At 49.8% G+C, this 21,432-nt stretch carries 25 protein-coding genes and 1 pseudogene; 16 read left to right on the forward strand and 10 right to left on the reverse strand.

Annotation, left to right across the window (positions count from 1 at the left end; translation table 11 throughout):
- Positions 1–31 precede the first annotated feature (31 nt).
- Positions 32–982: an isoaspartyl peptidase/L-asparaginase gene (locus tag AC5I6P_RS20355; protein ID WP_495695584.1), complete on the forward strand. Its 951-nt coding sequence runs from the start codon at positions 32–34 to the stop codon at positions 980–982.
- A gap of 9 nt (positions 983–991) precedes the next feature.
- On the opposite strand, the gene glmU is transcribed toward AC5I6P_RS20355, so the two are convergent.
- Positions 992–2,356, reverse strand: a complete 1,365-nt coding sequence (glmU, locus tag AC5I6P_RS20360; RefSeq protein ID WP_495695585.1) for a bifunctional UDP-N-acetylglucosamine diphosphorylase/glucosamine-1-phosphate N-acetyltransferase GlmU — start codon at positions 2,354–2,356, stop codon at positions 992–994.
- 223 nt (positions 2,357–2,579) lie between these two features.
- Here glmU and glyA point away from each other — a divergent pair, with 223 nt between their 5' ends.
- The 7 genes and pseudogenes from glyA to AC5I6P_RS20395 all read left to right on the forward strand — a co-directional run.
- Positions 2,580–3,863, forward strand: coding sequence for a serine hydroxymethyltransferase (gene glyA, locus AC5I6P_RS20365; protein WP_495695586.1), 1,284 nt, complete (start codon positions 2,580–2,582; stop codon positions 3,861–3,863).
- Between the two features lie 246 nt (positions 3,864–4,109).
- Positions 4,110–5,141: a glycosyltransferase family 4 protein gene (locus AC5I6P_RS20370; RefSeq protein ID WP_495695587.1), complete on the forward strand. Its 1,032-nt coding sequence runs from the start codon at positions 4,110–4,112 to the stop codon at positions 5,139–5,141.
- A 76-nt stretch (positions 5,142–5,217) separates the two neighbouring features.
- Complete coding sequence (locus tag AC5I6P_RS20375; protein WP_495695588.1) at positions 5,218–6,495, forward strand: competence/damage-inducible protein A; 1,278 nt, start codon at positions 5,218–5,220, stop codon at positions 6,493–6,495.
- Positions 6,496–6,666: 171 nt separating this feature from the next.
- Positions 6,667–6,801 (forward strand): hypothetical protein, encoded by a 135-nt coding sequence (locus AC5I6P_RS20380; protein WP_495695589.1) that lies wholly within the window; start codon positions 6,667–6,669, stop codon positions 6,799–6,801.
- Between the two features lie 18 nt (positions 6,802–6,819).
- Entirely contained in the window at positions 6,820–7,260 is a 441-nt protein-coding gene (gene aroQ / locus AC5I6P_RS20385) for a type II 3-dehydroquinate dehydratase (protein WP_495695590.1), read from the forward strand.
- A gap of 62 nt (positions 7,261–7,322) precedes the next feature.
- Entirely contained in the window at positions 7,323–7,508 is a 186-nt protein-coding gene (locus tag AC5I6P_RS20390; RefSeq protein WP_495695591.1) for a DUF4089 domain-containing protein, read from the forward strand.
- Between the two features lie 77 nt (positions 7,509–7,585).
- Positions 7,586–7,894, forward strand: a pseudogene (locus AC5I6P_RS20395) (amidase family protein); the annotation flags it as partial.
- Between the two features lie 35 nt (positions 7,895–7,929).
- Here AC5I6P_RS20395 and AC5I6P_RS20400 read toward each other — a convergent pair.
- Both AC5I6P_RS20400 and holA read right to left on the reverse strand, forming a co-directional pair.
- Positions 7,930–8,406 (reverse strand): DUF4168 domain-containing protein, encoded by a 477-nt coding sequence (locus AC5I6P_RS20400; protein ID WP_495695592.1) that lies wholly within the window; start codon positions 8,404–8,406, stop codon positions 7,930–7,932.
- A gap of 172 nt (positions 8,407–8,578) precedes the next feature.
- On the reverse strand, positions 8,579–9,565 hold the full coding sequence (gene holA, locus AC5I6P_RS20405; protein WP_495695593.1) for a DNA polymerase III subunit delta: 987 nt from the start codon (positions 9,563–9,565) through the stop codon (positions 8,579–8,581).
- Between the two features lie 127 nt (positions 9,566–9,692).
- Here holA and AC5I6P_RS20410 point away from each other — a divergent pair, with 127 nt between their 5' ends.
- The 3 genes from AC5I6P_RS20410 to cbiE are packed head-to-tail and all read left to right on the forward strand — an operon-like array spanning position 9,693 to position 12,384.
- Entirely contained in the window at positions 9,693–10,511 is an 819-nt protein-coding gene (locus tag AC5I6P_RS20410; RefSeq protein WP_495695594.1) for a DUF1868 domain-containing protein, read from the forward strand.
- An 11-nt stretch (positions 10,512–10,522) separates the two neighbouring features.
- On the forward strand, positions 10,523–11,134 hold the full coding sequence (locus AC5I6P_RS20415; RefSeq protein WP_495695595.1) for a cobalt-precorrin-8X methylmutase: 612 nt from the start codon (positions 10,523–10,525) through the stop codon (positions 11,132–11,134).
- Positions 11,119–12,384, forward strand: a complete 1,266-nt coding sequence (cbiE, locus tag AC5I6P_RS20420) for a precorrin-6y C5,15-methyltransferase (decarboxylating) subunit CbiE (protein ID WP_495695596.1) — start codon at positions 11,119–11,121, stop codon at positions 12,382–12,384. Before AC5I6P_RS20415 ends, cbiE begins: the two co-directional genes overlap by 16 nt.
- On the opposite strand, the gene AC5I6P_RS20425 is transcribed toward cbiE, so the two are convergent.
- Positions 12,381–13,223 carry a CPBP family intramembrane glutamic endopeptidase gene (locus tag AC5I6P_RS20425; protein WP_495695597.1) on the reverse strand — a complete coding sequence of 281 codons (843 nt, stop codon included), beginning with the start codon at positions 13,221–13,223 and terminating at the stop codon, positions 12,381–12,383. The two genes, cbiE and AC5I6P_RS20425, sit on opposite strands and share 4 nt — an antisense overlap.
- A gap of 39 nt (positions 13,224–13,262) precedes the next feature.
- Positions 13,263–13,670, reverse strand: a complete 408-nt coding sequence (locus tag AC5I6P_RS20430; RefSeq protein ID WP_495695598.1) for an AbrB family transcriptional regulator — start codon at positions 13,668–13,670, stop codon at positions 13,263–13,265.
- Positions 13,671–14,402: 732 nt separating this feature from the next.
- Between AC5I6P_RS20430 and AC5I6P_RS20435 the strand changes: the two genes are divergently transcribed.
- Together AC5I6P_RS20435 and AC5I6P_RS20440 are read left to right on the forward strand one after the other, a co-directional pair.
- Positions 14,403–15,392 (forward strand): succinate dehydrogenase/fumarate reductase iron-sulfur subunit, encoded by a 990-nt coding sequence (locus AC5I6P_RS20435; RefSeq protein WP_495695599.1) that lies wholly within the window; start codon positions 14,403–14,405, stop codon positions 15,390–15,392.
- Positions 15,389–15,568, forward strand: coding sequence for a chlorophyll a/b-binding protein (locus tag AC5I6P_RS20440; protein ID WP_495695600.1), 180 nt, complete (start codon positions 15,389–15,391; stop codon positions 15,566–15,568). The genes AC5I6P_RS20435 and AC5I6P_RS20440 overlap by 4 nt, the downstream gene beginning before the upstream one ends.
- 6 nt (positions 15,569–15,574) lie before the next feature.
- Here AC5I6P_RS20440 and AC5I6P_RS20445 read toward each other — a convergent pair whose 3' ends face one another.
- The 4 genes from AC5I6P_RS20445 to psbX form a co-directional block, all read right to left on the reverse strand.
- Positions 15,575–16,099: a TolB family protein gene (locus AC5I6P_RS20445; protein WP_495695601.1), complete on the reverse strand. Its 525-nt coding sequence runs from the start codon at positions 16,097–16,099 to the stop codon at positions 15,575–15,577.
- A 15-nt stretch (positions 16,100–16,114) separates the two neighbouring features.
- Positions 16,115–16,645 carry a biopolymer transporter Tol gene (locus tag AC5I6P_RS20450; protein ID WP_495695602.1) on the reverse strand — a complete coding sequence of 177 codons (531 nt, stop codon included), beginning with the start codon at positions 16,643–16,645 and terminating at the stop codon, positions 16,115–16,117.
- A gap of 92 nt (positions 16,646–16,737) precedes the next feature.
- Positions 16,738–17,505, reverse strand: a complete 768-nt coding sequence (locus AC5I6P_RS20455; protein WP_495695603.1) for a Ycf66 family protein — start codon at positions 17,503–17,505, stop codon at positions 16,738–16,740.
- A gap of 198 nt (positions 17,506–17,703) precedes the next feature.
- Positions 17,704–17,826, reverse strand: coding sequence for a photosystem II reaction center protein PsbX (gene psbX / locus AC5I6P_RS20460; protein WP_495695604.1), 123 nt, complete (start codon positions 17,824–17,826; stop codon positions 17,704–17,706).
- Positions 17,827–18,035: 209 nt separating this feature from the next.
- Between psbX and AC5I6P_RS20465 the strand changes: the two genes are divergently transcribed.
- Entirely contained in the window at positions 18,036–18,323 is a 288-nt protein-coding gene (locus AC5I6P_RS20465; RefSeq protein WP_495695605.1) for a YggT family protein, read from the forward strand.
- 166 nt (positions 18,324–18,489) lie between these two features.
- Here AC5I6P_RS20465 and accC read toward each other — a convergent pair whose 3' ends face one another.
- Positions 18,490–19,842 carry an acetyl-CoA carboxylase biotin carboxylase subunit gene (accC, locus tag AC5I6P_RS20470; protein ID WP_495695606.1) on the reverse strand — a complete coding sequence of 451 codons (1,353 nt, stop codon included), beginning with the start codon at positions 19,840–19,842 and terminating at the stop codon, positions 18,490–18,492.
- A 144-nt stretch (positions 19,843–19,986) separates the two neighbouring features.
- Here accC and AC5I6P_RS20475 point away from each other — a divergent pair, with 144 nt between their 5' ends.
- Together AC5I6P_RS20475 and AC5I6P_RS20480 are read left to right on the forward strand one after the other, a co-directional pair.
- Positions 19,987–20,640, forward strand: a complete 654-nt coding sequence (locus tag AC5I6P_RS20475; RefSeq protein ID WP_495695607.1) for a Uma2 family endonuclease — start codon at positions 19,987–19,989, stop codon at positions 20,638–20,640.
- A gap of 4 nt (positions 20,641–20,644) precedes the next feature.
- On the forward strand, positions 20,645–21,421 hold the full coding sequence (locus AC5I6P_RS20480) for an N-formylglutamate amidohydrolase (RefSeq protein ID WP_495695608.1): 777 nt from the start codon (positions 20,645–20,647) through the stop codon (positions 21,419–21,421).
- Positions 21,422–21,432: the final 11 nt, after the last annotated feature.

Here is a 21,432-nt window from a genome sequence, read left to right on the forward strand (position 1 = left end):
TTGTCCAAACATTTGCTCAATGAGGATTACCATGTCAGCGAATCGAGTCCAGCCAAAACTGATTATTCATGGAGGAGCAGGAAGTTCGCTGAAAGGAAAAGGCGGCGCAGATGCCGTGAGGAAATCGCTATGTGCGGTCGTTGAAGAAGTTTACGCTCAGCTACTATCAGGCGTGACCGCGACAGAAGCCGTTGTTTTGGGATGCCAGCTTCTAGAAAACGATCCTCGCTTTAATGCGGGAACCGGGTCTGTGCTGCAATCGGATGGACAGATCCGCATGAGTGCCTCGCTGATGAATGGAGCCAAACAAAGCTTTAGTGGCGTGATCAACACGTCACGCATCAAAAACCCGATCGATCTCGCGCTGTTTCTGCAAGATTCTGACGATCGCGTTCTCTCCGACTACGGCTCGGCAGATCTGCTACGAGAACTGAATATTCCGTTGTACGACCCCCTGACCGAAGTGCGCTTGCAAGAATGGATTCAAGAACGGGCAGGAAACTTTGACAAGGCGATGGCAGGCGTTGTGGCAGAGCGAGAACTCGTTACCGAAGCGGGGCGCGGTACGATCGGCGTAGTAGCGCTGGATGCTCAAGGACATCTAGCGGCAGGAACCTCCACGGGAGGCAAAGGCTTCGAGCGAATTGGGCGCGTTAGTGATTCAGCAATGCCTGCCGGGAACTACGCTACAGCGCAAGCGGGCGTCAGTTGTACCGGAATTGGCGAAGACATTATGGATGAATGTTTAGCCCCGCGCATCGTGATTCGGGTGACTGATGGACAATCGTTACAGGATGCCTTTTGGAAATCGTTTTCTGAGGCACACCAGCATGGACGCGATTTGGGCGCGATCGGGCTAGATGCTACAGGTGCGATCGCGTGGGGCAAAACCAGTGAAGTCTTACTTGCGGCTTATCACAATGAGGACGGCATGGGCGATACACTCGATGCCGATATCGGTCTTCAGATCGGCGTCGCATGAAGCTCGACCTCAAGAATCTCCTTTTTCCTTCATTCGCCATCCTGGTTTGACGACTTGCCGCGATCGCGCGATCGCCAAACAATCATTCGGCAAATCATCAGTAATGGTTGACCCTGCCGCTGTGGTGACATCTTCGCCAATCGTGAGCGGCGCAACGAGCGTATTGTTAGAGCCGATTTTAGTGCGATCGCCGATGGTTGTGCGATGTTTGTTGACGCCATCGTAATTTACGGTGATCGTTCCTGCCCCAATATTGACGCGATCGCCGAGCGATGCGTCACCCACATACGATAGGTGAGCCACATTTGTATTTTCACCCAGTTGAGAATTTTTCAATTCCACAAAGTTTCCAATGCGACATCCTGAGCCGACGGTTGCCTCACCCCGAATGTGAGCATAAGGACCCACTCGCGTTTCGGACTGCACTGCACTATCACAAACAACCGAGAATAACAGCGTTACGTTTTCTCCAATTTGGCTGTCTTCGATCAAACTTCCAGGACCAATGCGGCTGCCTGAGCCAATCGCCGTCTTTCCGCGTAAGTGAGTTTGCGGCTCAATAATCACATTAGGTTGAAGCGTCACAGAGTCATCGATCGTGACACTGCCTGGATCAATAATTGTGACGCCTTGCGCCATCCAATGGTCTTTAATTCGCGTTTGGAGAATGCTATAGGACTCTGAAAGCTGCTTGCGATCGTTGATGCCTAAAATCTCCTGATAATCCTCCACATCAAACACAGTCACAGGACGGAGGAAGTTGACCGCATCTGTTAAATAATATTCTTTTTGATTATTATTCGAGGTCAGTTTCGGCAGCACCTCCGCCAAATCCTTCCAGCGAAAACAATAAACACCCGCATTCACGCGCTGATTTTGCCGTTGTTCGAGCGTGCAGTCCCGATCTTCAATAATGGCCTGCAAATTCTGGCGTTCATCGCAAAACACGCGCCCATATCCTTTGGGATTGGGAATATGTGCCGTCAAAATTGAGGCGGGGTTTGCCTTCTCTCGATGCGTGGTCAGAAATAGCTCTAACGTTTCAGGACGCAGGAGCGGCACATCGCCGTTGAGAACGAGCAAATCCTCATCGAATCCTTCTAGATGTGGAAGCAGTTGTTGAATTGCGTGTCCAGTGCCGAGTTGCTCCGTCTGCTCGACAAATTCAACCGTTGCCGGGTAGCTTGCCAATGCGTCTCGAACAAGCTCACTCCGATAGCCCACAATCACCAAGCGACGGGAGGGGTTCAATCCAGTCACACTATCTAGCACTCGTTCGACCAGCGAGCGACTGCCCAACGGATGCAGCACCTTCGGCAAATCCGATTTCATCCGCGTTCCCCGCCCTGCTGCCAGAATTGCGACCGCTACCATAACGTCCTTCTGTGTCTAAACTTCAACGGAGTATACCGTGTCATCAGCATCTGTACACGACTTCTCGAGTTCCTCATAACGGTCAGAACAATTTTTTACAAACTTCAGATTTAACTCCGTTGCGAGGAGGCGATCAACGCTATGATCGAAACCTCAACAGCGTAGTTCGTAATTTGTGAAGTGCGATTACGAATTACGAATGACGCATTCAAGGACTTGTGTTGTGACTCAAACCAATTCAGACTTTCTGACCCAAACTGATTCTGCTGTTGCCGATCTGATTCACCAGGAGTTGCAACGTCAGCGAGACCACCTGGAATTGATTGCGAGTGAGAATTTTACCTCGCCAGCGGTGATGGCGGCTCAAGGCTCAGTGTTGACCAACAAGTATGCGGAAGGGTTGCCGAGCAAGCGCTATTACGGCGGCTGCGAGTTTGTCGATCGCATTGAAGAAATCGCCATCGATCGCGCCAAAGAATTATTCGGCGCGGCCCATGCCAATGTTCAGCCTCACTCTGGCGCACAGGCCAACTTTGCGGTGTTTTTGGCGATGCTAAAGCCCGGTGACACGATCATGGGGATGGATTTATCTCATGGCGGACACCTGACTCATGGCTCACCTGTTAACGTCTCTGGTAAGTGGTTTAACGTCTATCACTACGGCGTGAGTCAAGAAACCGAGCAGCTAGACTTCGATCAGATTCGGGAGTTAGCGCTGAAGCACCGTCCCAAGATGCTGATCTGTGGATATTCGGCTTATCCACGCATCATTGACTTTGAGAAATTCCGCGCGATCGCAGATGAAGTCGGCGCGTATTTATTGGCAGATATTGCTCACATTGCCGGCTTGGTCGTAACAGGGCATCACCCCAATCCCCTCCCCTTCTGCGATGTCGTCACGACAACCACCCATAAAACGTTGAGAGGCCCAAGAGGGGGACTAATCCTGACTCGGGATGCGGATCTGGGTAAGCAGCTTGATAAAGCCGTTTTCCCTGGCTCTCAAGGCGGACCGTTAGAGCATGTCATCGCTGGAAAAGCGGTGGCATTCGGGGAAGCTCTAAAGCCCGAATTTAAGACCTACTGCGCGAATGTGATCGCCAACGCTCAAGCCATGGCAACCCAGTTGCAAGCGCGAGGCTTCAAAATTGTTTCTGGTGGCACGGACAACCATTTGATGCTGGTGGATCTGCGGTCAATTGGCATGACCGGAAAGATTGCCGATGGGTTAGTCAGCACCGTCAACATCACCGCTAACAAAAACACGGTTCCGTTTGACCCTGAATCCCCCTTTGTCACGAGTGGATTGAGACTCGGTTCTGCCGCTATGACGACTCGTGGGATGGGGACTCCCGAATTTACCGAAATTGCCAACATCATCGCCGATCGCTTAACCAGTCCTGACGATGAAACCGTGACTCAAACTTGTTTAAAGCGTGTGGCGGCATTGTGCGATCGCTTCCCGCTCTATCCTCATTTAGGCGCTCAAATTCCAGCATTAGTCTAAGAGATTTGCGCTGAAATTTCAGGATTTTTCCAGTTTCTAAACTTGGTTTCACGAATAGTCGTTACAAGAGCGCCCCAAAAATGGCGCTCTTTTTTGTAAGCCAGCAAAAATCTACTCTGGAGAGTATAGAAATATTGAGACTCAACCCTATAGAATTTGGTTGCGCTTAATAATTCTTTGCTGAGTATCGTCGAATCTGTAGTACACTCTGCCTGACGCTCACCAATTCCCAACCCACAATTTCTGATGCCCTTTCTAGCTGCATTCCTAATATCAGCCCTCGTTGTCTTTCTGAGTACGCCTGTTATTAGAAAGATCGGTCTTCGAGCTGGATTAGTCGATTCTCCCAACAGTCGCAAAGTCCATCAACGTCCCATGGTTCGGTTGGGCGGTGTTGCGATTTTTGCTGGTGTGTTGATTGCGCTCTTAGTAGTCTGGTGGACAGGCGGATTTGGCGTTCTAAATCCAAAAGACGAATATGGAGTCTGGGGTGTTGCGCTTGGGGGCGTTGCCTTTTTTCTGATCGGACTAGCAGACGATATCTTCAATCTCTCACCCAAAACTCGCCTGATTTTGCAGATCGCCGTCGCGAGTTTGGCTTGGCAGTCAGGCGTTCAGATCGATTTTCTGACGAATCCCCTGGCTGGACTCATTCAATTGCCCGACTGGTTTAGCTTACCCATCACCGTAATTTGGCTGGTCGGCATGGCGAATGCGATTAACTGGATTGATGGTCTAGATGGTTTAGCAGCAGGCGTATCAGGAATTGCCGCAGTCGTGATGTTCTGGACCTGCCTGTTTATGGGACAGCCCGCAGCAGCTATTATTGCAGCAGCTTTAGCCGGAGGAACCCTAGGGTTCTTGCGCTACAACTTCAATCCAGCGCAAATTTTTATGGGTGATGGCGGGGCCTATTTTATTGGCTTTACGTTAGCAGGCGTTGGCGTGATCGGCCTGGTGAAGAGCGTGACGACTGTTGCAGTGCTGTTGCCGTATGTGATTCTAGCCGTTCCGATTCTCGATATGTCAGCCGTCATTCTCGATCGCTTGCGGCGCGGCAAGTCCCCGTTTGTTGCCGATAAAGGTCATCTCCATCATCGATTAATCAAAGCAGGATTGTCTCATCGGCTAACAGTTGTGTTTATCTATTCGCTAACGCTGTGGGCCGGAAGTTTAGCAATGGCAGTTGCCGGAATGCCGAGCGGAGTAGGGTATGCGATCGGGGCCACAGTAATCTTGAGTTTGACCAGTTGGCAAGTTTGGCGCACTGCCCGTTAGAAATCCTTAAAGTTGCACGAGACGGTATTCTTGATTCAGCCTAGATCACCGTACTAGATGAATCATTTTTCCTGTTATGAGTGCAGAAATTATTAGTGTCGGAACTGAGTTGTTACTCGGTGATATTTTGAATTCTAATGCTCAGTTTTTAGCGCAGCAGTTCGCTGAATTGGGCATTCCACATTATTTTCAGACGGTTGTGGGCGATAACCCAGAACGGCTAAAAAGCGCGATCGCGGTGGCTAGCAATCGCGCGGATCTCCTCATCTTTACAGGTGGACTAGGACCGACTTCCGATGATTTAACCACCGAAACGATCGCGGATTTTTTCAGTACTCCTCTAATCGAGAAGCCAGAAATTGTTGAGGATATTGCTCAAAAATTCGCGCAGCGCGGCCGTCAGATGACGGATAACAACCGCAAACAAGCACTTTTGCCCGAAGGCGCACAGATTCTTTACAACCCAGTGGGCAGCGCTCCAGGAATGATCTGGCAACCGCGACCGAATCTTACCATTCTTACCTTTCCGGGTGTGCCTAGCGAAATGAAAGTGATGTGGCAACAGATCGCGGTGCCATATCTCAAAAGCCAGGGATGGGGACAAGCCACGATCGCCAGTCGAACCTTGAGATTTTGGGGAATTTCAGAATCGATGCTGGCAGAAAAGGTGGCTATGTTTTTTGATTTGCAGAATCCAACGGTTGCGCCCTACGCCAATTTAGGAGAAGTCAAGCTGCGGATTTCTGCTAGAGCTGCATCGAGGAATGCCGCCTCCGCTCTGATTGCTCCGGTTGAGCAAGAACTCCGCCAAATTACAGGCATCGATTGCTATGGAGCCGATGAAGACTCGCTGGCGTCAGTTGTGGGAGATTTGCTCACCGCGGCTCAATCCACGCTAAGCATTGCCGAATCCTGCACGGGAGGCAGGCTCGGACAGATGATAACCGCGATTTCAGGCAGTTCTACTTACTTTATGGGAGGCATTATTTCTTACGATAACGCGGTGAAAGCAGCCCTTTTAGGAGTGGACTCTCAAGCGTTAGAACAAGTTGGAGCGGTGAGCGCGATCGTCGCCGAGCAAATGGCAGCGGGCGTGAGAGCACGTCTCAACACAACCTGGGGACTGAGCATTACGGGCATTGCTGGGCCGGGCGGCGGAACCGACACTAAACCTGTCGGCTTAGTCTACATTGGCTTGGCCTCTCCTGAAGACGTGACCAGTTTCGAGTTCCGGTTTGGCGGTTCCTGCGGAGTTGCGCTTGGCGCTAATCGCGGTCGAGATTGGGTTCAACGAGTGAGCGCGTGCAGTGCGCTGGATCAACTCCGGCGACGCTTACTTGAAAGAGGCGTATGAACGGGATCAAGATCCCTATCTTTGGTTAGAATTGGAAAATTACAGCGAATACACCGAGGGAAGCATTGGAATTAACTTGACTCCCTGTTAATATCAAATTAGGCTTTTGTTAATATTGGTTGTATCCCAGTAAGGCAAAAGCTCAGACATATCGCAGGAGTTGTCTGCTCAATGGATTACATCGACAAGGTTCTAGAAAAGCTAAAAGAGTGGGGACGAAGACTAATTGAGGCGCTTTTGGGTCCCGAAACCCAGCCTGAAGCGGAACCCATTCCGATCCCCGTGGACGAGCGCTATCGTCGCTAATTAGTCACAGATTTTATTGTGTACAGTATTTTGGTTCTTCATGGACCAAACCTTAATCTTCTGGGTAGAAGAGAACCTGGAGTTTATGGTTCGGTTGCCTTGGATGAGATTGTCTGTCGGTTAGAAGAAGAAGCTCAGGCGTTGGATGTAAACCTAGTTTCTTTGCAGTCTAATCATGAAGGTGTTTTAATCGACGCGATTCACGACGCCTTTGACCAACACGACGGTATTCTAATCAATCCTGGAGCGTACACTCATACCAGCGTGGCGCTTCGAGATGCGATCGTAGGAGTTAGCCTTCCCACGGTAGAGATCCACTTAAGCAATATTCATCGCAGAGAAGAGTTTCGCCATCACTCGTACATTGCACCCGTCGCGATTGGTCAGATTTGCGGATTTGGCGCAGACAGCTATCGTCTCGGACTGCATGCCCTTGTGACACATTTGCAGCAGTTGTAGCTTTTTTGGATGGCTCAACTGTCTTATCCTGGGTGAAACTGTCACTGAAACGAGGGTTAGTGATGGCTGATCCGTCAAACTGCTCAGCCTTTGTTGAGGCAATGAGCGGTGCAGTAGACGTGCCCATTCCCATGGCCTATCGAGACAGCGTAGTTGCAAATCTTGAGAGAATTCACGCGATTGCGCAACTCGTTCTGGAGTTTCCGCCTCCTAGCGACATTGAACCTGCTTCAACGTTTGAGCCGTGAGCGATGCAATAGCCTGACGCTACAAGGATTGCACGGTCAATTCGAGAACAAGAAGTTTCAGCGACAACCGCGATCGCCTTCGAGAAATTTTTCAGCACATCGATATCATTCTTGCTCCAACGACGCCCTGCGTCGCTCCTAAACTTGGACAGCAAACCATGCTGTTGGATGGCAAGGAAGTACTCGTGCGCCTCAATTTGGGACTGTTCACCCAGCCCCTGTCATTCATTGGGCTACCCGTGATTTCAGTTCCGGTGCATCACCCTGGAAAACTTCCGCTGGGCGTCCAGATCATTGCTGCGCCCTACAACGAAGCCTTGGTGCTGCGCGTTGCGGCTCACCTTGAAGCAAAGCAAGTTACAGCCTGCCGTCGGGATGAACCTTGAGTACAGACTGTAACTGACGCGTTGTAGCGGTTGGTTTAGCGGAGTCCCAATCGCTGAATCTCGTTTTTGATTTGCGATCGCACATTCGCATCTTGCTGAGCTTTCATCTGAAATTGGTTAAATTCTTCTCGCTTAAGATTATTGCGCGCCACAATTTGCCCTGCTTGCGCCGCAAAAGTGTTGCAGATGCCCTTCACCTGATCGCGGATGCCAGGATTGGTTTTCTCGATGTTATCTGCATGGCAAACATTGCTCGGCACACTGCCGCCCGTCAACTGTTTAACCTGATCAAGCAGACGTTGCCGCGTTTTTTCAATTTCGACCGCCGCCCGGACGTACCGAGTAAAGGGAGCTTCCTGAGCATAGGCCGCCGAATCAAATGAGGCAACTTGTCCAGAAAAGCTAGGCGTCCAACCGCAAAGGACTGCAATCGTCGAAAGACTTCCGACTAAGAGAGAGTGAGTCAAGACTTGCTGCGTTCGAGCAGAGAGAGAGAAAGGACGATTCATCATAGGAGGTGTGACATTCCGCAAACTAGCACACGGTTGAGGTTCATTAGTCTTGAATTATTTTATTGGCAATAAGTTCCAGAAAACGGGCAAAATTTTAGCGAATTGATTGAAAACTTAGGTGAACGTTGGGAAGAGCAAGTCTCATTTACTACACTTTTCCACAATACAGTGTTTATTCAGGTCGTCGGAAGAGTTCGCATAATTCAATTACCTTGGTTTGTAGAATTAGCGTCTCGTCAGCACTACGCTTGAGACTAAATTCTAGATCGAGCAATATAGGAAGCGATCGCTGGAGTTGACCTAGAGAAATTCCAGACAGTTCTTTTTGAAGAAAATAAAGTTGCCTCGGATTATTTAGCTCAGCCGCTTTTGCGATCGCAGATTCGTCTTCTCCCGATTCCTGCATCAGTTTGATCCATAACCGGAGGCGAAACTGTCCAACTAAAGTACTCACGATTTTGAGAGCAGGTTCGTTTTGACGAACTAAGTCGGCGACGAGTTCCAGAGCCTGAGCTGTTTTACCCTGACGAATAGCAGCAACGAGTTTAAGGCTATTTTGGGCGGTTGCTGTGATCAGAGGCGCGATCGCGTCTGCGTTTAGAGCTTGACTCGATTCTCCCGTGAACACCCGAAGTTTCTCAAGTTCACTATGAAGTTGTTGTGTGTTGTTGCCTACCGCTTCTACCAAATATTCCACGGCACTCGTTGTGAGTTTAACGCCGATTTCCTGGGCAACTTGCTGAACTTGCCGCGCTAGAAGGTCAGTTTTCCACGGTGGAATTGGGGAAAACTCTTGAATTTGAGCGTGCTTTTGCAACAGCTTGGTCGATTTTAAGCGTCCATCAGGTTTGCCAGCACTTGTTAAAAGCAACGTTGTTGTTTCGGGAATCGAAGGCAGCGTCCGTTCAAGTTCCCTCAGTAACTCTTCTGAGCAGCGCTGCGTCAGGGTTGTATCGACCAACCACACCAAGCGATTACCCGTTCCAAAAGGGGGAGTCATTGCTTGGTTGAGGGCTTGCATTACCGCATCTGATGGCTCAGAAGAAATTTTGTCAAAGTTGAAACTCTCCCAAGCTGGATCAAGAGTTTTTTGCTGCAACGTTTTAACCGCTTTCGACAGCGCATATCTATCGTCACCCCAATATAGGTAAATTGGCATATTCCCTTGTAGTTAGATTTTCAGATTTTTTTAAGTTTATTTAAGCCTGATCCCTGTTTTAGGAGAATTCACTCCTTGTTGTCGCTATTTACGCAGAGTGAAGGGTTCATTTACGGCTAGATTAAGGATGGATTTCTACTTTATCGAGTTAAGCGACGAGGCGATCGAGTTGGACGAAAATTATCAGACTTACCTGAACCGAGTTATGCGGCTGACGCTTCCAGAAACCCACGCGTCACAGGTGCAGCACATTCAGGAATCCCCAAAGTTCCAACGCTCAGAGCAAGGTTGGCAGGCGATGCCGTTTCCGGGATTCGCTGTCATCACGCCAGTGGGCGCGGACGATCACAAGAATGCCGCCCTATATGATTACCTTCAAGCTTATCAAGCACAGATTCAGCAGCAATTGGGAGTCGATTTTTTGGCGCTCGTGCCGCCAGAAAGTTTTCATCTGACGCTGGCAGACCTGATTTGGGATAGTGCTTACCGCCATGCCTGTGAAACCTCAGGGTTTGATCAGCGATTGCGCGATCGCGTGGCGAATAGTTTCCGTCAGTGTGAGTCAATGTCCCAAAATGCACCGCTCCGGTTTCAGGTGCTGGGGCTAATGGTAATGACGCGATCGATCGCGGTTTGTTTGGCCCCAACGGATGAAGATGCTTACAATCGAGCCATTCGGTTACGGCGGGCGATTTATCAAAATCCAGATTTGATTGAGGTGGGAATTGAGCAGCAGTACTACTTCACCCCGCACATCACGCTGGGCTACTTTGGTGAACTCAAACCGGATTTAGACCGAGAAGCGTTAGTCCAGACCTTGGATCAGTTGAATCAACCGTGGATCGGCAGTTCCTATGATTTCTGGGTTCATCGTGCTGAAGTTCGCAAGTTCGATGATATGGCGACCTATTACCGCGAACCCGACTGGGCGACGTTCCAGTTTTAGGGTTCTTGAGTATGACGTTGCCCGTTCACCCCATCATGCAGCAAAGCTTTGCGGTCATCGATCAAGAAATTGGTGAGCATAGCTTTGCGCCTGCGGAGTATGCGATCGTGCGGCGCATTATTCACAGCACCGCCGATTTTGAGTTCAAACACCTAGTTCAGTTCAGCGAGGGCGCGATCGAGTCGGGGATGGCTGCGTTGCAGCAAGGGATTCCCATCATTACTGATGTCAGTATGGTGCGTCAGGGCAGCGTGAATTTGGTGCAGCAGACATTCAAAAATTCGTTGATTAGTGCCGTTGAACAAGCAACAGAAGCACTGCCTGGCAAAACGCGAACCGAAACTGGAGTGCTACGCTGTCTAAAACAGTACCCAGAAGCTATCTATGTGATTGGCAACGCTCCAACGGCACTTCTAGCCTTGTGCCAGCGCGTTATGGAAACATCCATCAGCCCTGCTTTAGTGATTGGTGCGCCTGTTGGCTTTATTTCGGTTGTCGAATCAAAAATGATGCTGTCTCGAACACCCGTTCCTCAAATTCGAGTAGACGGACGAAAGGGGGGATCTCCTGTCGCCGCCGCGATTCTAAATGCCTTGATCGTAATGGCATGGGACGAGAAATGACGAGCGAGTTGGCTCCGCCGCCAATTCATGTAGTTGGCATTGGGCTAGATGGCGCGGCAGGACTGAGCGCATCAGTCAAGCATCTTGCTGAAACGGCAGATGTGTTGGTCGGCAGCGATCGCCATCTCAGTTACTTCCCCAATCATGTGGGCGATCGCATCCGTTTAAGCAATTTCAATACCGCAATCGCTCAAATCAAGCAACATCCTCCCGTTTCCTGCATTGTCATTCTCACGTCTGGTGATCCGCTCTTTTTTGGATTCGGTCGGCTGTTACTCGAAGCGTTTCCGCCGGAACAACTGACGTTTCATCCGCATCTCAGTTCAGTGCAGCTTGCGTTTAGCCGCGTCAAGTTGTCGTGGCACGATGCGCGAATCATTAGCGCCCATGGGCGATCGCTCGACGAACTGATTGGAGCGCTGAGCCAAGGAGTAGAGACTATTGCGGTCTTGACGGATGCGAGCAACAGTCCCAGCGCGATCGCGTCTCTGTTGCTCTCTCTCGATCTACCTAGCACGTATCGAGTTTGGGTGTGCGAAAACTTAGGCGGCTCTAATGAACAAATTTTAGAGGTTCAAGATTTTCGGGAGCTTCAACATCAAACGTTTGCAGCATTGAACGTTGTGATTTTGAACCGACAAAACAGGAATGAAGCGGTATTACAAGCACTCCCCTTATTCGGATTGCCCGATCAGAGTTTCTTGAGTTTTAGCGATCGTCCGGGATTGATGACTAAGCGAGAAATTCGGGTTTTAGCGATCGCAGAACTCGCCCTGCAATCGGATCAAATTGTTTGGGATATTGGTGCTGGAACCGGCTCAGTCGCGATCGAGATCGCACGGCTTTGTCCTGCATCTCAAATTTTTGCGATCGAGAAAACAGCAGCGGGCGTCACGCTCATTCAAAAAAATGCCGATCGATTCGGGGTAAACAACATTCAACCAATTCACGGGGCTGCACCCCAAGTATTGGAAGAATTGCCACCGCCCGATCGCGTTTTTATTGGTGGCAGCGGAGGCAACCTAGAAGACATTCTCAAGGCCTGTATGGCTCAATTAGCCGAAGAAGGAGTGATTGTTTTAGCCTTAGCGACGCTAGAACATTTAACTCAAGCGATGACATCCCTCAAATCTTCAGCTTGGAATTACCGTTTGTTGCAGGTTCAGATTGCACGATCAACGCCAATAGCTGCTCTCACTCGGTTTACCCCACTGAATCCCGTCACACTAATTACACTCACCCGGCCCTAGAGCGCGAGAACAATTCCTGCCGTTGCCAGCAAAAATCCTAATCCCATAAATCCGGCAAGCGGTTTGTTATCTAGCCCGGTTAACCAATCTGGAGCGCTTTGGGTATAGTCCACAGCAGCGTCTAAACTTGCCATTGCCCAAATCCAGCCCGCGTGTAAGCCCCAAGCAAGTCCTAATTCTGGCTGTCCTGACCTAAAAGAAACCGCAAGACACAGCACAACGCCCATCAGCGAGAGGCCTGGCAGTTGAGGAATGTTTTCTGTACCTTCCCAAACTAGGTGGAGAATGGCAAAAATAATGCTCGACGCGATCGCGCCTGTCCAAAAGTCATACTCTTGCAGCAGTTGACCAAACACAAAGCCACGAAACACCAGTTCTTCGATACCCGCGATCGCCACACCAATCAGCAGCGACGTGGCGATCGCGGTGGCAACTGACCGCCATTGCCCCTTCCAAGTTACCCAACCGAGCAACGTTTGTAGCCCAAATAAGAGAAGTAGCCCGATCGCGCCAATTCCAAGTCCTAAAGCAAAAGAGTTTAAAGTGTGGCTATCCCAGTGCCAGCCAAACGCCGCAAATGGAAGCCCTTGTAGTCGCGCAAAACTCCACAAAACAAAAGGAGCAAAGACATAGAGCGAGGCAACCAGCGGGAGCTTTTGACGGATTTCTAGCCGTTTGGAAGGATGCCATTTGAGTGCGATCGCCAGTAGAACGGCAATTGGTAGCCAGAGCAATCCCCAAACTAAAAAAAAGAACCCTATCTCTAACCCCGTTGGTAATTCTGTCAGGAACAGACCAACGCGGCTAAAAAAGGGCAACGATAAAAAATCAGAAGACAAATGATGACCTGCTAGTGTCAATAAACAACGGAAGAATTTTTATTCCTCCTCTTCATTATCGCCATTTCTATCACTCTTATCGGCATCAAGCTGAATGAGATGAATATGCTTGTAACCAAGCTTAATTTCAAACTCATCTCCTGGCTTTAAGCCCATTGCTTTCGTGTAGGCGGCTCCAATCACAATTTGACCATTCTGATGCACACTAACCCGATAGGTCGGTTCTCGTCCGCGCCCGTCTTTTGAACTTTCCGAGCCCAGAGGAACCCCTCTCGCGACTAACAATGCATCATAAAAGTCAGTCAAGTTAACGCGAGTCTGATCATTTTTGGTAGTGGTGTAATAGCCACAACGCTTCGCAGTTTCCCGACGCGGCAAGTGCGACAGTTCTTTGACCTTTTGAAGTAATGCCTTCCCCGTTAAAGGAGTGGTTGCAGGTTCAGTCATCTGCTACAGAATGTCCTTGCGATTTCTGAAATGGTAATTAGCGTCAACTCTAAATGTTTGACTTTATAGAATATATCTCTAAACGATTCTATTTGAATAGGGCTTTTGAATAAATTCCTTTAGTATTAATTTTAATTTAGGTTTGCAATCATGTACGAGCACTTAGTATTCTCGAAAATCTGATTTAATTTCCCAACCGAAATCTACAAATTAGCGGGTTCGAGCACAAGGTTATTAGCAAAAAAGCAAAAGACTTATTGCGTAAAAATCTCTGTAACAATTGGTTTAATGCGGTGTTTTGCTCTGGAAACATGGGCAATTCGCGCAAAATGGAATTTTCAAGCAATCAAAACAGTGAGATCGGCGGTTTTAGAAGAAATTTAAGGTGCCTTTATCTTGGAACGGTGCTTCAATAACTCTTACTAAGTAAGCTGGTTGTTAAAGCTTAGACCGTCTGAATCATTCATCTTAGTGGCTCAGCATCACAGATTTATTGACGTTCAATCTATTTAGTTAAAGGAGCATTGAGCCACCGTTTCATTGTGAATGGTGATGATACACTAAAGTTATGTGGAAGCCGAGCTAACGAGATGGCGGTCAATAGATTGATAAGTGTCTTTGTTGACCCGGGTGAATCTCTTTTAGATTTAATTTCCGTCAAACAATGCTTTGATTCCGCATCGTTGTTGTCCATACGTTGACCCTCTGAAGTTCAGAAGTGCGGTTATCAGAATGCAAGTTGTCTTTAAGATTGTTCGTCAGGAGCAGGGGAGTGCGCCGCAGGTTCAGTCCTACATGCTCGACATTGAGCCAGGAAACACAATTCTCGACTGTCTCAATCAGATTAAGTGGGAGCAAGACGGAACGCTCGCGTATCGCAAAAATTGCCGCAATACTATTTGTGGAAGTTGCGCAATGCGAATCAACGGACGCTCTGCGTTAGCCTGCAAGGAAAACGTGGGGGGTGAAGTGGCTCGATTTGCAGCCGAGTCAGCCGTTCCCGAAATCACGATTGCGCCCCTCGGTAATATGCCCGTGATCAAAGATCTCGTGGTCGACATGAAAGACTTTTGGGGCACGCTGAAAGCGATTGATCCTTATGTCAGCACCGCATCTCGACAAATTCCAGAACGAGAATTTTTGCAATCGCCCGAGGATCGCGCCAAACTCAATCAGACCGGAAATTGCATTATGTGCGGGGCGTGCTACTCAGAATGCAATGCCCGTGAAGTCAATCCCAATTTTGTGGGTCCTCATGCGTTGGCAAAAGCTTACCGAATGGTGGCAGATAATCGCGATCTCGCAACAGACGAGCGGTTAGAAAAATATAACCAGTCCACCGACGGCGTATGGGGCTGTACTCGTTGCTATTACTGCAATTCGGTGTGCCCAATGGATGTCGCGCCAATGGACCAAATTAGCAAAATTAAGCAGGACATTCTAGAGCGCAAAGACAGGCAAGTCACCCGTTCAATTCGCCACCGGAGGACGCTAATCGAGCTTGTCAAGCAAGGCGGCTGGATTGATGAGCGACAGTTTGGGCTAAGGGTGGTAGGCAATTTGTTCAAGGACCTCGAAGGCTTGGCGAGTCTTGCGCCACTCGGACTACGAATGATTGCTCGCGGCAAGTTTCCGGGCAAGTTTGAGCCGTCCGAAGGTCAAAAACAAGTGCGATCGCTGATCGAATCTGTACAAGCATTTAAGGCAACGTCAAAGTTATGAACCCTGATTCCACTCCAGATACTGACTTGAAATCAGACAATTCGCCCGAGCCTGGCTTTGGTTGGACGGCTTATGCTGAACAAATTAATGGTCGATTTGCCATGATCGGATTTGTCGCACTGCTGATTCTCCAGTTTGTCACCCGTCAGGACTTCTTTACGTGGCTGGGCTTTTAGCGGTTTTCATTGGGGGTCAGTCTGAATTCCGGGTAGGGGCTGTCCGGCTCGGTTGTAAACCAGCAAATCCCACTGACCTCTAGCGTTTGACTCGAACGCGATCGCGCGTCCATCAGCGCTAATTACCGGGTTTCGGACTTCGGCGCGCAGGCTCTCGGTTAAGTTTCTCAGTTGACGATACTCGCGATCGTAGAGATAAATTCCAGATCTTCCCTGACGGCTCCCTTCAAATACGATATATCGACCATCTTCTGTAACCGAGGGGTTTGACTCAACGGTGTCGAAGGCGTTCAGTCCGGGTAGATCGATCAGGCGTTGAGCGATCGTATCGTAAAGATAAATATCTTGATTGCCGCGCCGATCGGAGGCGAACACAATGAATTGTCTGGAAATGCGCGGGTTGAGCTCGGCAAAGGCGCTGTTCAAGCTGCGTCCGCCAACGGGATCAAACGGAAATCCAATCAGGTGACTTCCCCTACATCCGCTAAGTAGAGTCGTGATAGCTGCAATGACAACAGTAGAACGGTTCACCAAAATAAACTTCAACTAAGGACTCGGTGACACGACAGGACGCCCATTCGGAATATCTAACTCGATTCCTGCCCCCCGGTCAAACACTTCAATGTCCCACTGTCCGCGACTGCTACTCTCAAAGGTGACATATCGCCCGTCGGGACTGATGTTTGGGTGTCGCACCCAGCCTTGATACAGCGATAACAACGATTGAGATTGCCCGACCGCGCGATCGTAGAGGCGAAGTTCGGGGATGCCGCGATCGCTCGACAAATAGACTAAATAACGACCCGTATAGCTGAGGCTGGGACTTTCGGCGATCGCATTGCGTCGGTTTAAGCGTGGCAGGTCGATAAACCGTCGTTCCTCTAGGTTATATACCAGAATGTTCCGTCCTCCTTGGCGATCAGAAACAAACGCCATCAGGCGACCATCACCGCTAAGCGACGGCTGCTCATCGTTGTAGCGGCTATTGAGCGAAGATCCGCCCAGCACGGTTTCAACCGGGCTACAGGCAGCCAAAACGCACAATAGCCATCCTATTGCAAAAAAATGTAGCCTCATTACCATTCAACCGACGGATTGAAAATTTGGCTCAAAAAATTAGGAGCGCACTAATACTGTACGCTCCCAAACCCAATTTAAGTTTTGCTGATTTACTCGCTCCAGTTGTCCCGCTCGTTGTCGTTGGGATCAATGGGTCGGTAGTCTACATAGTTGGCATCATCTCTGCTAGGTCGGTTGACGTTCTCAGAGGGGCGACGCTTAGGACGGGCAGAGCGATTCGGAGATCGAGAGGGAGTAGTGCGACTGCGAGAACCACTGCCCCAACCACCTGATGTATCGTTGACATCATCCACGAGTGGATCGTCAGCAGAACGGCGGGTCGGGCGACGCTCAGCAGGTGCGAGGCGGGGTTCGTTGCGGGAGGTCGGGCGACGGGTCGGACGCTCTTCGTAGTCATCGCGCGATCGCACGTCTCGACTGCTGCGAATTCTCCGCTCAGCCCGTTCGTCAAACATCTCGCGATCGTCAAATTCGGCTTGATATGTGCGACTGACCGGACGCTCGTTATCGACAATCGGGGCGGTGCGTTTGGCTTGCTCGGTAGAGACTTGGCGTAGACGCAAATTCTCTACCACGAAGAAAATAGCGGAGCCGCTGAGCAACACTTGACCGAATTGCATGATCGGGTCAAAGCGCCAGCCGTAGAAGATAAGAATTAAGCCGCAGAGCAGACCAACCGCCGAGAAGAAGATGTCGTGGTCTCTAGACAGTTGCGGGCGCACCGATCGCACGGCATAGAGCGCTGCGCCGCCAACGGCGAGGACAATTCCCGTCACGCTGGCGAGATTGAACTGAAAGGCAACTTGCGCCAAGTATAGGTGGGAACTACTCGCTAAACCAATATCAAAAATACTCATGCGATCGCTTCTCCTAGATAAGACCTATGTTAGCGGCTAACGATTCAAAGCACCACCAAACTGCAAGCAAAAACCTCAGTCGGTGAAGAGAATGGCTACAAGTAGCAATGTCTCGACGGAAACTGAGGCTGAGCTTAATTATCGCTGTGATTTCAGCTTGAGAGAAATTTTAATACGTTGGCAGCTATTCGCGAACGGTTATGAGCCGCGTTGAACTTTATCAGCTTGACTGATGACGACGAGAAAAACGGTTGCCGGAACGACAACAATCAGTAGACCCGCGAGGAGGCTGAGCAAAAAGTTCATTAAAGAAGGAGTCATGGACTTTACTATCCTTTGAAGACAACAACCAAGTGCTAATAATTTTAATGGTTTGTCACAACGTTGTATAGATCAAGATCAGGGATGGAGAGGAGCGCTGGGGCGGTGGAGTTAGAAGAGTGTCAGTGTAAAGGGGTTTGGTGAGGTTGACTGATTCTCGATAGAATGAGAAAGAGTTACAAAGCTTAAACATTTAGGCGCTACAGGTTATGACAGTTTCTACAGTTGCGGCTTGGTCATTTAGCATTCTGCTTGGCTTGATGACGTTTCTCTTTATTTTTCGGATTGTGTTGACGTGGTATCCGCAGGTGGATTTGAAGAGGTTTCCTTTCAATCTGGTGGCGGTTCCGACGGAGCCTTTTTTAGCACCGTCGCGCAAAATTGTTCCACCGTTGGGTGGGGTGGATATTACGCCGATTCTTTGGGTGGGGATTTTTAGTTTGGTGAGAGAACTATTGCTGGGTCAGCAAGGGCTAATTACAATGGCGTTCCATTAGCGAGCTGGTGATTCTGGAGGGGAGGTGTAGGCGGGCGGTGTTCTGTTTCTGCCTAGACTTCGGGTTCCGATCCTTGGGGGCTTGCCCCCAAACCCCCTGCAAACGAAATACGGGTGGGAGATTCGAGATTGGGGTGATTCTGAGATCTAGCTAAATTTGGGAAGGTTTATTTTTTTGGCATCATGACTTTGTCAACGAAGTTGGTGTAGATTTCGCCGCGTTGGAATTCTTTAGTTTCGAGAATGCGTTGGTGAAAATTGATGGTGGTGGGGAGGCCAGTGACGGCGCATTCTCGCAGGGCACGCTTCATGCGACGGATGGCAGAGGGGCGATCGCGGTTCCAAACAATTAGTTTTCCAATTAGAGAGTCATAATAAGGCGGGATTTCGTAGTCGGTGTAAACGTGAGAATCCATTCTGACACCGGGACCACTGGGGGGAAGATAGCCGGTGATTTTGCCCGGACTGGGGCGGAAGTTGTGATCGGGGTCTTCGGCGTTGATGCGGCACTCGATCGCATGTCCGCTGAGTTGAACTTGGTCTTGGGTCAGACGCAGAGGTTCGCCTTGAGCAATCCGAATTTGCTCGGCGATCAGGTCGATTCCGGTAATCATTTCGGTGACGGGGTGTTCGACCTGGATACGAGTATTCATTTCCATGAAATAGAAGTCGCCGGACTGGTCGAGCAGAAATTCAACTGTGCCCGCTCCAACATAGTTGATCGATTTTGCAGCAAGCACGGCGGCGGTTCCCATTTTTTCTCGCAACTCTGGCGTGAGAGCAGAGCTTGGTGCTTCTTCGAGCAGCTTTTGATGTCGCCGTTGAATCGAGCATTCACGTTCGCCGAGGTGAATCACATTGCCCTGGCTGTCTGCCAGAATTTGAAACTCGATGTGTCGAGGATTTTGCACGAACTTTTCGACATAGACACCAGAGTTTCCAAAGGCGGCTTCGGCTTCTCCTTGGGCGGCGGCAAAGAGTTTGCCTAATTCCTCATCCGCTGTGACGAGGCGCATTCCTCGTCCGCCTCCGCCAGCGGTGGCTTTGATGATTACGGGGTAGCCGATCGCTTGGGCGATCGCACGCGCCTCTTCTTCGTTCTGAACCAACCCTTTACTGCCGGGAACCGTGGGCACGCCAACGCGCTGCATCGTTTTCTTGGCCGTAGATTTGTCTCCCATGGAGCGAATGGAGTCGGGAGAGGGGCCGATAAAGGAGATTTTGTGATCGGCGCAGATCTCAGCAAATCGGGCGTTCTCGGCTAAAAAGCCGTAGCCGGGGTGAATGGCGGTAGCGTTGCGGGTCAGAGCAGCAGCAATGATGTTAGGGATGTTGAGGTAGCTTTTGCTGCTGGGAGGGTCGCCAATGCAGACCGCTTCGTCGGCAAGCTGAACGTGGAGCGAGTTGCGATCGATGGTGGAATGCACTGCCACCGTTGCAATGCCCATTTCTTCACAGGTGCGGATGATGCGTAGGGCGATTTCTCCCCGATTTGCAATGAGAATTTTTGAGAAGTGCATTTTAAGTGACTATGTTCCGTAAGAAGTAGAATATCCGGTTCTGCGGGTCTTCTGAAAGAGATCTCATTTTAAGGTGCTGAATAGGGCACTCGGAGATGCTTTGAGAAGGCAGTAGGATAAAGATTTTGGAGCTGGGGGTGTTTTATGGCAAAGAATCCTTCCCCTTCTGAGAGGCGAGTGATGCTGCCAGGGGTGAGTTGGCAACAGTTTGAGACGTTACTAGGTGAATTGGGCACGTCTCGAACAGCAAGACTGACTTACGATCGCGACAAGCTGGAAATGATGACGCCATTAGAAGAGCATGACCGCTGCAATCGCTTAATCGAGACGTTGCTTCTGGTTGTAGCTGAAGAAGCAGACATACCTCTGTATTGTAATGGGTCGCTTTTGCTCAAACGGGCCGACTTGGGACGGGCGATTCAGCCGGAGGGGTGTTATTCAGTGGGCAGTTCGATCGCGATCGAAAAGCGAGCTGAATTAGATCTAGAGCGAGTGGCTCCGCCTGAGTTAGTTGTCGATGTGGCGGTATCTAGTGGCTCGTTAGATCGGTTGAGTCTGTATGGAGCAATGGGGGTTCCTGAAATTTGGCGCTACACTACGACGGTTGGAGATGACGTTCTAAAAGGATCGTTGCAGATCTATCGATCGCAAGGGGATCGATATGTCGAATCGACGAATAGTGGTTTGTTTCCGTTCTTGCCTGGGGCGCAAGTGCTGGAGTTTCTCGAACAAAGTGACGCGATCGGGCTGGCGCAAGCGTTGATTGTGTTGCGCGATTGGATCAATCAACACGTATAACAGAATGGAGCTATTTAAACTTTCGTTGCCTACGGTTGAGGCAGTGCCAATTGTGGCAAATCTGCCGCATAGTGGGCTATTTGTGCCAGATGCGATCGCGGCGACGATGACGCCGGAGCATTTAAAGGCACTGCCGAATAGCGATTGGCATCTTGACCATCTCTACCAATTTTTGCCGCAGCTAGGAATCACAGTGATGCAGGCCACGCACAGCCGCTATGTTGTGGATCTTAACCGAGCGGTAAAAAAGCCTGAATTTGGCAGTTTCTGGACATCGGTAATTCCTGAAACAACCGCATTTGGGCAACCGATTTATCGAGTTTTGCCAACTCAAGCGGAGATTGAGCGGCGAATTGAGGAATTTTACGATCCGTATCATGCCAAGCTGAACGCGCTTTTAGAAGGGACGCGCGATCGCTTTGGACGGGTCTATTTTTTGGATCTACACAGCTTTCTGGGGCTAATTACCGATGATATTTGTCTAGGAAATCGCAATGGAGAAACCTGTTCGGAGGACATGATCGATGCAGTGGCGCGGGCGTTTAATCGGCAGTGGTATCGCGTGGTGAAAAATAAGGTGTTTAACGGTGGATTCATCACCAAACACTACGGACAACTGCCTGATGTAGAAGCGCTTCAGATTGAAGTCCGGTATCCGGTGTATCTCAAGGGGTCGCAGTTGGATCAACCGCAGCCACCTGACTGGAATGTAGAGGAGTTGGTGAGAGCAAGAGAGACGTTTGAGAAGATTTTTGCAGCGATCGTGGGGAGATTGCGATGAAAGTATACTGA

The sequence above is a fragment of the Myxacorys sp. genome (genome assembly GCF_059501405.1).

Excerpts from the sequence above, each read along its gene's own strand:
- AC5I6P_RS20375 (WP_495695588.1), top strand. The coding sequence starts at position 5,218 with ATGAGTGCAGAAATTATTAGTGTCGGAACTGAGTTGTTACTCGGTGAT.
- psbX (WP_495695604.1), bottom strand. The coding sequence starts at position 17,826 with ATGACTCCTTCTTTAATGAACTTTTTGCTCAGCCTCCTCGCGGGTCTA.
- AC5I6P_RS20475 (WP_495695607.1), top strand. The coding sequence starts at position 19,987 with ATGGCAAAGAATCCTTCCCCTTCTGAGAGGCGAGTGATGCTGCCAGGG.
- AC5I6P_RS20390 (WP_495695591.1), top strand. The coding sequence starts at position 7,323 with ATGGCTGATCCGTCAAACTGCTCAGCCTTTGTTGAGGCAATGAGCGGT.
- AC5I6P_RS20355 (WP_495695584.1), top strand. The coding sequence starts at position 32 with ATGTCAGCGAATCGAGTCCAGCCAAAACTGATTATTCATGGAGGAGCA.
- AC5I6P_RS20440 (WP_495695600.1), top strand. The coding sequence starts at position 15,389 with ATGAACCCTGATTCCACTCCAGATACTGACTTGAAATCAGACAATTCG.
- glmU (WP_495695585.1), bottom strand. The coding sequence starts at position 2,356 with ATGGTAGCGGTCGCAATTCTGGCAGCAGGGCGGGGAACGCGGATGAAA.
- AC5I6P_RS20415 (WP_495695595.1), top strand. The coding sequence starts at position 10,523 with ATGACGTTGCCCGTTCACCCCATCATGCAGCAAAGCTTTGCGGTCATC.
- AC5I6P_RS20455 (WP_495695603.1), bottom strand. The coding sequence starts at position 17,505 with ATGAGTATTTTTGATATTGGTTTAGCGAGTAGTTCCCACCTATACTTG.
- holA (WP_495695593.1), bottom strand. The coding sequence starts at position 9,565 with ATGCCAATTTACCTATATTGGGGTGACGATAGATATGCGCTGTCGAAA.
- AC5I6P_RS20430 (WP_495695598.1), bottom strand. The coding sequence starts at position 13,670 with ATGACTGAACCTGCAACCACTCCTTTAACGGGGAAGGCATTACTTCAA.
- AC5I6P_RS20480 (WP_495695608.1), top strand. The coding sequence starts at position 20,645 with ATGGAGCTATTTAAACTTTCGTTGCCTACGGTTGAGGCAGTGCCAATT.
- AC5I6P_RS20435 (WP_495695599.1), top strand. The coding sequence starts at position 14,403 with ATGCAAGTTGTCTTTAAGATTGTTCGTCAGGAGCAGGGGAGTGCGCCG.
- AC5I6P_RS20450 (WP_495695602.1), bottom strand. The coding sequence starts at position 16,645 with ATGAGGCTACATTTTTTTGCAATAGGATGGCTATTGTGCGTTTTGGCT.
- cbiE (WP_495695596.1), top strand. The coding sequence starts at position 11,119 with ATGGGACGAGAAATGACGAGCGAGTTGGCTCCGCCGCCAATTCATGTA.
- accC (WP_495695606.1), bottom strand. The coding sequence starts at position 19,842 with ATGCACTTCTCAAAAATTCTCATTGCAAATCGGGGAGAAATCGCCCTA.
- AC5I6P_RS20465 (WP_495695605.1), top strand. The coding sequence starts at position 18,036 with ATGACAGTTTCTACAGTTGCGGCTTGGTCATTTAGCATTCTGCTTGGC.
- AC5I6P_RS20410 (WP_495695594.1), top strand. The coding sequence starts at position 9,693 with ATGGATTTCTACTTTATCGAGTTAAGCGACGAGGCGATCGAGTTGGAC.
- AC5I6P_RS20400 (WP_495695592.1), bottom strand. The coding sequence starts at position 8,406 with ATGATGAATCGTCCTTTCTCTCTCTCTGCTCGAACGCAGCAAGTCTTG.
- AC5I6P_RS20370 (WP_495695587.1), top strand. The coding sequence starts at position 4,110 with ATGCCCTTTCTAGCTGCATTCCTAATATCAGCCCTCGTTGTCTTTCTG.
- AC5I6P_RS20380 (WP_495695589.1), top strand. The coding sequence starts at position 6,667 with ATGGATTACATCGACAAGGTTCTAGAAAAGCTAAAAGAGTGGGGACGA.